Raw genomic sequence first — 9,724 nt, forward strand, 5'->3', positions numbered from 1 at the left:
GGGGGGGGGGGGGGGGGGGGGCCCCCCCCCCCCGCGGCGGTCAGCCGAAAAGCTTCGCCGCCACCTCGGCGACACGCCTGCCCTGGAAGGTCGCCACCGCCAGCTCCTGTGGCAGCGCCTGACGCTCGCCCTTCGGCCCGGCGATCATGCCGGCGCCGTAAGGGCTGCCACCCTTCATCACCGAGATGTCGGAGAGTTCCGGCGCGGCGTAGCCGGGTGGGACATAGACCATGCCGTGGTGCAGCAGCGTGACCATCAGCGTCAGGATGGTGCTCTCGTTGCCGCCGCCGACGGCGGTGGAGGTGAACACCGATCCGACCTTGCCGAACAGCTTGCCCTGGTACCAGAGCCCGCCGGTCTGATCGAGGAAGTTGCGCATCTGCGCGGCGGCGTTGCCGAAGCGTGTCGGCGCGCCGAACACGATCGCATCGTAGTCGGGCAGTTCCTCGACCGTGGCGATCGGCGCGGCCTGATCGAGCTTGGCGCCGGCGGCCTTCGCGACCTCGGCCGGCATCAGCTCCGGCACGCGCTTGACCGTCACGGTCGCACCGGCCTCGCGCGCCCCGGCCGCGACCGCCTGCGCCATCGTCTCCACGTGGCCGTACATCGAATAGTAGAGGACAAGCACCTTCGCCATGATCCGCTCCCGTTGGTTGCCTCGGGCGCTATCTGGCCGGACGCGGGCCGCTGGTCCATGTCGGCTGGGCGATGGTGCCGATCGGCCCTGCCGATGCATCCCGCCCCGTTGGCAAGGCCCGGCGCATCGTGCACGGTCCGCCCAGCATCTCGGGCGCGGAGAACGGTCCATGGATGGGGTCACGGCACCGAACGTCGTCGCGGCGGTGAGCGAGAGCCGGCTGTGGGACCGCCTGATGGCGATGGCGCGGATCGGCGGATTCGCCACGCCGGAGGGCGATCAGGGCGTGAATCGGCCGTGCCTGTCCGCGCTCGATCGCGAGGCGCGGCGGCTGCTGATCGGCTGGGCGGAGGCGGCCGGGGCGTCGGTGTCGGTCGACCCTGCGGCGAATCTGTTCCTGCGTTGGGAGGGGGCGGATCCGTCGCTCGCGCCGGTGCTCACCGGCAGCCACATGGACAGCCAGCCGCAGGGCGGGCGGTTCGACGGCATCTACGGCGTGCTGGCCGGGCTCGAGGTGATCGAGGCGCTCGCGGCGTCGGGCGCGCGGCCGCATCGGCCGGTCGAGGTGGTGGCCTGGACCAACGAGGAGGGGGGCCGGTTCGCGCCGGGCTGCACGGGCAGCATGAGCTTCACCGGCTTCAAGCCGATGAGCGCGTTCGACGGCATCGTCGACGCCGACGGGGTGCGCTATGCCGATGCGCTGGCGCAGCACTTGGCCGAGGAGGCGGACCTCGCGCGGCGGCCGCTGGGCTATGTGCCGCACGCCTTCATCGAGGCGCATATCGAACAGGGACCGCGGCTGGAGGCCGAGGGCCAGGACGTCGCCGTCGTGACCGGCATCCAGGGCAGCCGCTGGTTCACGGTGACGGTGGAGGGGCGGACCGATCATGCCGGAACGGCACCGTTATCGCTTCGCAAGGATGCGGTGCAGGATGCGCTACGGGCGATCACGGCGCTGAATGTACTGATGCACGATCCGTCCGACGTGCTGCGCTTCACGGTCGGCTCCGTCACGGTGGAGCCGGGGACGTCGAACAGCGTGGCGCGCAGGGTGGTGTTCACGATCGACCTCCGCCATCCGGACGAGGGGGTGCTGCGGCCACGCGGCGATGCGATTCCAGGGGTGGTGCAGGCGGCGCTGCGGACGTGCACGGCGCGGGTGCATGAGCGGTTCACAGCGTGGCCCGCGGATTTCGGACCGACGGTGCCGGAGGCGGTGGCGCGTGCCGCGGCGGCGCTGGGGCTGAAGGCGATCCGTCTGCCGTCAGGGGCGTTCCACGACGCGCAGTTCCTGGCGCCGGTGTGTCCGACAGGCATGATCTTCATCCCGTGCCGGAACGGCGTGAGCCATCACCCGGGCGAGTACGCGGAGCCGGCTCAGTGCGCGAACGGCGCGCGGGTGCTGACAGAGGCCATCATCAAACTTGCCGGGCGGCCGTAAGGCCCGCCGGACCCCCTGGAGGGCGGCCGCGACCAACCGGAGCGGCCACCAGATGCAGGGGGTCCGGGGGACCAGCGTGGTCCCCCGGGTTCTTGCCTGGAGTCCTCCGTGAAGATCCTCTCCATCCAATCCTGGGTGTCCCACGGCCATGCCGGCAACGCCGCAGCGGTGTTCCCGCTGCAGCGCCTCGGCGCCGAGGTGATCGCCGTGCACACGGTGCTGTTCTCCAACCACACCGGCTACGGCGCCTGGCGTGGCAAGGTCGTCGATCCCGCGCTGGTCCGCGACGTCGTCGCCGGCGTGGACGATCGCGGCGCACTGACCGACACCGACGCGCTGCTCACCGGCTACATGGGGGACGCAGCGATCGGCGCAGTGGTGCTGGATGCCCATGCCCGCCTCATCCGCGCCAACCCGCGCGCGGTCTGGTGCTGCGATCCGGTGATCGGCGATGTCGGCCGAGGCGTGTTCGTCCGCCCCGGCATCCCCGAGTTTTTCCGCGACCGCTGCGTGCCCGCGGCGGACATCCTGACACCGAACCATTTCGAGCTCGACTGGCTCACGGGGCGCGAGACCCGCACCCTGCCCGCGCTGCGCGACGCGGCGCGGGCGATGATGGCGCGCGGGCCGAAGCGCCTTCTGGTCACCTCGCTGCATGTCGAGGGCACACCGGCGGATGCGGTCGATGTGCTCGCGCTCGACGCGGACACGGCGTACCGGGTGCGCGTGCCGCTCCTGCCGATCCTTGGGCGCGGAACGGGCGACGTGATCGCGGCGCTGTTCCTGGCCCACACGCTCGCCGGGCTGCCGCTCGCCGATTGTCTCTCCCGCGCGGTCTCGTCGCTCCATGGCGTGCTGGCCGCGACCGTCGCAGCGGGGCGCGAGGAGATGGCGCTGATCGCCGCGCAAGCGGAACTTGTGGCACCCTCGCGGCTGTTCACCCCGGAGCACCTGTCATGACCAACCCCTACGATCCCCGCACGTCCGGCTATCCGCGCGACATGGTCGGCTACGGCCGCACGCCGCCGGACCCGCAATGGCCCGGGGGTGCCGCGATCGCGGTACAGATCGTGCTGAACTACGAGGAGGGAGGCGAGAACAACATCCTGCACGGCGACGCGGCGTCGGAGGCGTATCTGACCGAGGTGGTCGGCACGCAGCCGCTGGTCGGCCAGCGCGCCTTCTCCGTCGAGAGCCAGTACGAGTATGGCAGCCGCGCGGGGTTCTGGCGCATCCACCGCCTGTTCACCTCGCGCGGCATTCCGCTGACGGTGTACGCGGTAACAATGGCGCTCGCGCGCAACCCCGAGGCGGCTGCGGCGATGGTCGAGGCGGAGTGGGAGATCGCGTCCCATGCCTGCCGGTGGATCGAGTACCGCGACATGCCGGAGGAACAGGAGCGCGCGGACATCGCGGAGAGCATCCGGCTGCAGACGACGATGACGGGATCGCGCCCGCTCGGCTGGTATACGGGGCGGTTCTCGGCCAACACCCGCCGGCTGCTGTCCGAGGAGGGCGGGTTCCTCTACTTCGCCGACTCCTACGCCGACGACCTGCCCTACTGGGAGCGGGTGAACGGCAAGCCGGAACTGATCGTGCCCTACACGCTCGACAACAACGACATGCGCTTCGGCGTCGCCCAGGGCTTCAACACCGGCGAGGATTTCGCGCGCTATCTGATCGACGCCTTCGACGTGTTCTACCGCGAGGGGCTCGATGGGCGGCCGAAGATGATGAGCGTGGGGCTGCACAACCGTCTGGTCGGGCGGCCGGGACGGTTCGCGGGGCTGATGCGCTTCCTCGACCACGTGCAGCGGCACGACCGGGTGTGGCTGTGCCGCCGGGTGGAGATCGCGCGGCACTGGCGCGCGACCTACCCGGCAGCGTGACACATCGGGAGCGGCGAGGTGTTGGCGCCGCTCGTTCCCTCACTCAGCAGCCGGATCGATGGGTGAGGGCCGCTCCATCCGCGCCAACGCCGGGAACACGCGCGCCCAGGCTTTCAGCCCGCGATCGAAGCTCGCCACCCGGAAGAACTCGTTCGGCGCGTGGTAGTCCTCGTCGCCGGTCGAGAACGCCATCGGGATCGTGTCGAGCCCGAGCTCGGACTTGAACTGGGCGCAGAGCGGCAGCGTGCCGCCGAGCCGCGAGCGGAACGGCCTGACCCCGTACACCTCCTCCAGCACGCCCTCGATCGCGCCGATGGCCGGATGATCCGCCGCGATCTCGTAAGCACCCGCGCCGCCGCCCGTGGACTTGATCTCCAGCGTGGCGAGCGCGGGGCAATGCGCGCGCAGATGCGCCGCGACGGCCGCCGCGACCTTCGCCGGGTCCTGGCCGGCGACCAGCCGGCAGGTGATCTTCACATGCGCCTCACAGGGCAGCACGGTCTTTGAGCCCTCGCCCTGATAGCCTCCCCAGAGGCCGTTGATCTCCAGCGTCGGGCGCAGCCAGATCTTCTCCAGCACGGAGCGGTTCGCCTCGCCCCAGATGCCGTGCGCGCCGATCTCGCGCCAGAACGCGGTCTCGTTGAACGGCACCGCGGCGAAATCGGCGCGGTCACGGTCGGTGGTCTCACGCACGCCGTCGTAGAAGTTCTCGACCGCCACCCGGCCGTCGTCGTGGTGCAGCGTCGCGACCAGCCGCGCGAGCAGCAGCGGCGCGTTCGCGATCGCGCCGCCGAAGCTGCCGCTGTGCAGGTCCTTCGCCGCGGTGCGCAGGATCGCTTCGAGCTTGCAGATGCCGCGCGTCGAGAGCGACACGTCCGGCTTGTCCTCGAACAGCATCCCGCCATCGGCGGACAGCACGAGCTCCCCCTTCAGCTTGCCCTTGTGCTTGGCCAGGATGGCGGCAAGCGAGGGGCTGCCGATCTCTTCCTCGCCCTCGTAGAACACGCGCACATTGCAGGGCAGCCGCCCCTCGGTCCGCATCCACGCTTCGAGGGCTGCGAGGCTGATGAACAATCCAGCCTTGTCGTCCGAGGCGCCGCGCGCATAGACGCGGTTGTTGCGCACGGTCGGCTCGAAGGGCGGGCTGGTCCAGAGCTCCAGCGGCTCGGGCGGCTGCACGTCGAAATGCGCGTAGATGACGATCGTCGGCGCGCCCTCGGCATGCAGCCAGTCGGCATAGACCGCCGGCTGCCCGCCCTCCTGCCAGATCTCGACGTTCTCGAGCCCCATCCGCCGGCAGCGCTCCGCCACCCACGCGGCCGCGCGCTGCACGTGCTCGGCATGGTCCGGCTTGGCGGACACCGAAGGGATGCGCACCAGGTCGAGATAGTCGTTCCAGAGCGCCTCGCGGTTCTGCGCGATCCAGCCCTCGACGCCGTCGGTCACGCGCGCATCCATCACTTCCCTCCGTCCACGCTGAGTGTCTGTCCGTTGATGTAGGCGGCGTAGTCGCTGGCGAGGAACAGCACCGCGTGGGCGATGTCCTCGGGCGTGCCGAGCCTTCGCGCGGCGATGCCGGCCACCAGCGCGCGCTGGCCGGCCTCGCCATAGGCCGCCCATTGCCGCATGGTCGAGGGGTTCGACAGGATGAACCCCGGCGCGACGCTGTTCACCGTGATGCCGAACGGGCCGAGTTCGTGCGCGAGCTGGCGCGAGAGGCCGATTTCGCCCGCCTTAGCCGCCGCATAGGCTTGGATGCCGGTCTTCGACACGCCGAGTCCGGCGCCCGACGAGATCAGGATGATCCGCCCGCTGCAGCGCGCCTTCATCGCCGGTGCAACCGCCTGGCTGACGGTGAACGCCGCGGTGAGGTTGATCGCGACGATCGCATCCCAGTCCTCCGGCGTGATCTGCTCGATCGGCCGCCCGGTCTGGCCGCGCACGCCGCCTGCCGTGTGCACCAGCGCATCGACCGCGCCGCCGCCTGCCTCCTCCACCTTGCGGATCCACGCCACCGCCGCGACCCGATCGGTGAGGTCGAGCACCTCCGTGGCAATGCCGGGGATGCGGCGCGCGACCGCCAGCGCATCCGGATCGATGTCGCAGGCGAACACGCGTGCGCCGCGTTCGGCGAAGCCGCGCGCGATCGCCCGACCGATGCCCTGCCCCGCGCCGGTCACCGCGACGACACGGCCGTCGAAGCGAACGATCATGCCGGCTGCCCCACGAGGGCGGCGAGTTCCAGCAGGTTGTCGTCGGTCATCGGGCGTCGCCCCTCCTCGATCTCATGGATCATCTCGACCAGCCGCGTGGTCAGCGGACAGGCGAGGCGGTGCGTGGCGCCGATCTCGGCGATCGGGGCGATCTGCGCATCCACCTCCGTGCGCCGCTTGCGCACCGCGAGGTCGCGCCAGACGCCGCTATGCGTCTTGGTGCTGGTGCGGTTGAACGCCACCATTGTGTCGATCGAGCGACGTGCGCCTGCTTCCTTCGCGCCAGGCATGAACGCACTCGGATCGAAGCCGTTGAAGCCCTCGGGCGTGATGCCCTCGGCGGCGGCCACCGCCATCACCTCGGAGCCCAGCGCGCGCCACAGACCGAACAGCCGCGGGTTGCCGAGGCTGCCTGCGATGCTGTCCTGGCCGAGCGCCTGGGCGAACAGCATCGCGCCGTACGCGAGCTTGCCCCAGAGGTATCCCCAGATGTTGTCGGTCATGATCGCGGCATCGTCGAAGTCGAGCATCGTGCGGTGCAGCGATTCGAGCCGCCCGGTGATCAGCCCGTCGATCTCGCCGATGACCACCGCGCCGCGGTTGCCATACATCACCTCCCCCGGGTCGTGCCAGTCGGCGCCGAAATTGACGAACGCCCCCACGGTCCGAGCCGGCCCGGCGATACCGGCGATGATCCGCTCGGTCAGCCCGTTCTGCAGGCTGAGCACGAAGCCCTTGGCGTCGAGATGCGGCAGCAGTGTGTGGGTTGCCTCCGCCGTGTGGTGCGCCTTCACGCAGAGGAACACCTTGCGCCAGGTGCCCGTGAGCTCGCCCGGCGTGAAGGCCGGCGCGGCCACACGGAACTCGGCCACCGGCCCAGTGATGCGAAGCCCCCGCGCGGGGTCGCTGATCGCGGCGACGTGCTCCGCGACGATGTCCACGAAGGTGACGTCGTGCCCCGCGCGCTTGAGGAACGCGCCGACCGTGCCGCCGATCGCGCCCGCGCCCCAGATCAGGATCGGTTCCTCAGGCATCACCCCACCCCGTTTCGATCAGCGTCCGTGTCTCCTCGACCGCGACCCGCCAGATCGCCAGCATCTCCTGGTCCGGCCGCTGGTAGCGCCCGGCGAAGTTGCCGTCGCCCAGCATCGCGCGGATCTCGGTGGCGGGACGCTGCACCATCGCCGCAGTGCCCACCGGCGGCTTCGCCCCGTCCGGCACGGCGACGCCGGCGAGGCGGGTCCAGGGGAAGTTCTCCATCCAGGAGGCGTGGCTCGCGACCGGGTCGGTCGCCTGCACCGCTGCCCACACCTTTGGCGCGTTCCACCAGTTGTGGAAGCGCACCCGCGTGCCGTTGGGCTTGGCGCAGACCCACTCGCGGCAGAACGCGTCGACCGGGTTGTTCCCGCCATGGCCGTTGATGATCAGGATGCGCCGGAAGCCGTGCGCGAACAGGCTGTCGAGGATGTCGCCCACGACCGCGAGGAGCGTGCTCACGCGCAGGCTCACTGTGCCGGGATAGGCCATGAAATAGGGCGCGAGCCCGTAGGGCATCACGGGGAACACCGGCACGCCGAGCGGCTCCGCCGCCTCCGCCGCAACGCGCTCGGCGAGGATCGCATCCACCGCCAGGCTGAGTTGCGCGTGCTGCTCGGTCGAGCCGATCGGCAGCACGCAGCGATCGTCACGGCGGAGCCACGCCTCCACCCGCATCCAGTTCGCCTCGCGGATCAGCACTCGGAATTCCCTCTTGCGGCCAAGGGGGCGGAGGCTACGCTCCCCCGTCACCAGGTCAACGGGGAGACGGGACCATGACACCTACGAAACCCTTCCGCCGCCTGCGGCTACTTGCCGCCGCGGCCGTTCTCGCCTGGGCGGGCGCCGCGTCGGCGCAGGAGCTGCGCGTCGGCGTGCGCGCCGGGCCCGAGGCGATCGACCCCGCCTACATGGCGCTCGGCAACCATGCCGCCGCCGTGAAGAACATGTTCGACACCCTGGTCTGGGTGGACGAGAACCTCCAGGTTCAGCCGGGACTGGCGGTGTCGTGGCGCGTGATCGACGACACCACCTGGGAGTTCAAGCTCCGCGAGGGCGTGACGTTCCACGACGGCAGCCCGTTCACGGCGGCCGACGTGAAGTTCTCGATCGAGCGTGTACCCGGCGCCGCCGGCCCCGATGGTGGGCTCACGCTCTACACGCGCACCATCTCCGGCGTCTCGGTGGTCGACGATCACACGATCCGCATCACCACGAACGCGCCGCACGCGGCCCTGCCGCAGGACATGACGCGGATGTTCATCGTCTCCTCGCGCATCCCGCGGGAGGCCAAGACCGCCGAGTTCAATTCGGGCCAGGCCGCGATCGGCACCGGGCCATTCCGCTTCGTCTCCTGGACCCCACGAGGCGATCTGGTGGTCGAGCGCGTGGCGGGCCATTGGCGTGGCGACGCCGCGTGGTCGCGCGTCACGCTGGTCGAGATCTCGAACGACGCCGCGCGCGTCGCCGGGCTGCTCTCGGGCCGCGTCGACTTCGTCAACTACGTCCCGGTGAGCGACATCGCGCGACTGAAGCGTGACCGCAACATGGCCGTGTTCCAGGGTGAGAGCATCTACACATTCCTGCTCTACCCCGACATGCGCGAGGACATGTCGCTGCCGGCGATGCGCATGATCACCGACAGGCAGGGCAACACGCTGCCGAAGAACCCCTTCCTCGATCCGCGCGTGCGCGAGGCACTCAGCCTTGCGATCGACCGGCAGGGCATCGTGCAGTCCGTGTTCGAGGGCTACGCCACGCCGGCCGCGCAGCTCATGCCGAACTACATGTTCGGCGCTGATCCGGACGCCAAGCCGCTGCCGCACGATCCCGCACGCGCACGCGCCCTGCTGGCGGAGGCGGGATTCCCGAACGGATTCCGCTTCCCGCTCTACTGCTCGTCCGACCGCCTGCCGGGAGACGGCGCCACCTGCCAGGCACTGGGCCAGCTGTTCGCGCGCATCGGGCTCGACGTGCAGGTGAACGCGCAGCCGCGCACGATCTTCTTCCCTGCCCGCACGCGCGGCGACTACCCGATCACCATGGCGGGCTGGGGCACGCTCACCGGCGAGGCCGGCTACTCGCTCTCCGGCTTCGTGCACTGCCGCAAGCCGGGCGGCCGGCTCGGTCCGTTCAACAACAGCCACTACTGCAACGAGGAGCTCGACAAGATCATCGCCGAGGCGCTCCACACCATGGACGAGGAGAAGCGCCGCAGCCTGTTCCAGAAGGCGCAGGCGATGGCGGTGGCAGACCGGGGCCAGATCCCGATCGTCACGCTGCCGACCGTATGGGCGGGCAAGGCGAACCTCAGCTGGACCCCGCGCGCCGACGAGGACACGCTGCCCTACTTCATCCGGCCGCGTTCCTAGTCCTAGATGTTTCTTCGCACGGGGGGGGGGGGGGGGGGGGGAGCGCGGGCCGCGACCCCCCCACCCCCCCCCCCCCGCCCACGCGGGGGGGTGGCGGCGCGGGGGGGGGGGGGGTGGAGGCGCCGGGGAGGGTGGGG

9 protein-coding genes are annotated in these 9,724 nt (G+C 70.6%); 4 read left to right on the forward strand and 5 right to left on the reverse strand.

The genetic code is table 11. The features are described 5' to 3' along the window. Positions 1-40 precede the first annotated feature (40 nt). Positions 41-637, reverse strand: a complete 597-nt coding sequence (wrbA, locus tag ACTIFU_RS06340) for an NAD(P)H:quinone oxidoreductase (protein ID WP_439577449.1) — start codon at positions 635-637, stop codon at positions 41-43. Positions 638-806: 169 nt separating this feature from the next. Here wrbA and ACTIFU_RS06345 point away from each other — a divergent pair, with 169 nt between their 5' ends. From ACTIFU_RS06345 to puuE, 3 genes are all read left to right on the forward strand, one after another. After that, positions 807-2,078, forward strand: coding sequence for a M20 family metallo-hydrolase (locus tag ACTIFU_RS06345; RefSeq protein ID WP_439577450.1), 1,272 nt, complete (start codon positions 807-809; stop codon positions 2,076-2,078). Positions 2,079-2,186: 108 nt separating this feature from the next. Then, positions 2,187-3,038 carry a pyridoxal kinase PdxY gene (gene pdxY / locus ACTIFU_RS06350; protein ID WP_439577451.1) on the forward strand — a complete coding sequence of 284 codons (852 nt, stop codon included), beginning with the start codon at positions 2,187-2,189 and terminating at the stop codon, positions 3,036-3,038. After that, positions 3,035-3,967 carry an allantoinase PuuE gene (gene puuE / locus ACTIFU_RS06355; protein ID WP_439577452.1) on the forward strand — a complete coding sequence of 311 codons (933 nt, stop codon included), beginning with the start codon at positions 3,035-3,037 and terminating at the stop codon, positions 3,965-3,967. Before pdxY ends, puuE begins: the two co-directional genes overlap by 4 nt. Before the next feature lie 39 nt (positions 3,968-4,006). Here the strand turns inward: puuE and ACTIFU_RS06360 are convergent, their stop codons facing one another. From ACTIFU_RS06360 to ACTIFU_RS06375, 4 genes are read right to left on the reverse strand one after another with little or no spacing between them, the layout of a single operon-like run. Beyond that, positions 4,007-5,425: a dipeptidase gene (locus ACTIFU_RS06360; protein ID WP_439577453.1), complete on the reverse strand. Its 1,419-nt coding sequence runs from the start codon at positions 5,423-5,425 to the stop codon at positions 4,007-4,009. Next, entirely contained in the window at positions 5,425-6,180 is a 756-nt protein-coding gene (locus ACTIFU_RS06365; RefSeq protein ID WP_439577454.1) for an SDR family NAD(P)-dependent oxidoreductase, read from the reverse strand. The genes ACTIFU_RS06360 and ACTIFU_RS06365 overlap by 1 nt, the downstream gene beginning before the upstream one ends. Then, on the reverse strand, positions 6,177-7,214 hold the full coding sequence (locus ACTIFU_RS06370; RefSeq protein WP_439577455.1) for a ketopantoate reductase family protein: 1,038 nt from the start codon (positions 7,212-7,214) through the stop codon (positions 6,177-6,179). Before ACTIFU_RS06370 ends, ACTIFU_RS06365 begins: the two co-directional genes overlap by 4 nt. Continuing rightward, complete coding sequence (locus tag ACTIFU_RS06375) at positions 7,207-7,917, reverse strand: creatininase family protein (RefSeq protein ID WP_439577456.1); 711 nt, start codon at positions 7,915-7,917, stop codon at positions 7,207-7,209. Before ACTIFU_RS06375 ends, ACTIFU_RS06370 begins: the two co-directional genes overlap by 8 nt. A 74-nt stretch (positions 7,918-7,991) precedes the next feature. Here ACTIFU_RS06375 and ACTIFU_RS06380 point away from each other — a divergent pair, with 74 nt between their 5' ends. Then, a complete protein-coding gene (locus ACTIFU_RS06380) occupies positions 7,992-9,587 on the forward strand; it encodes an ABC transporter substrate-binding protein (protein WP_439577457.1) in 1,596 nt (531 codons plus the stop codon). Positions 9,588-9,724 lie beyond the last annotated feature (137 nt).

Origin of the sequence: Elioraea sp. (assembly GCF_051860475.1) — a bacterium.
GTDB lineage: Bacteria > Pseudomonadota > Alphaproteobacteria > Acetobacterales > Acetobacteraceae > Elioraea.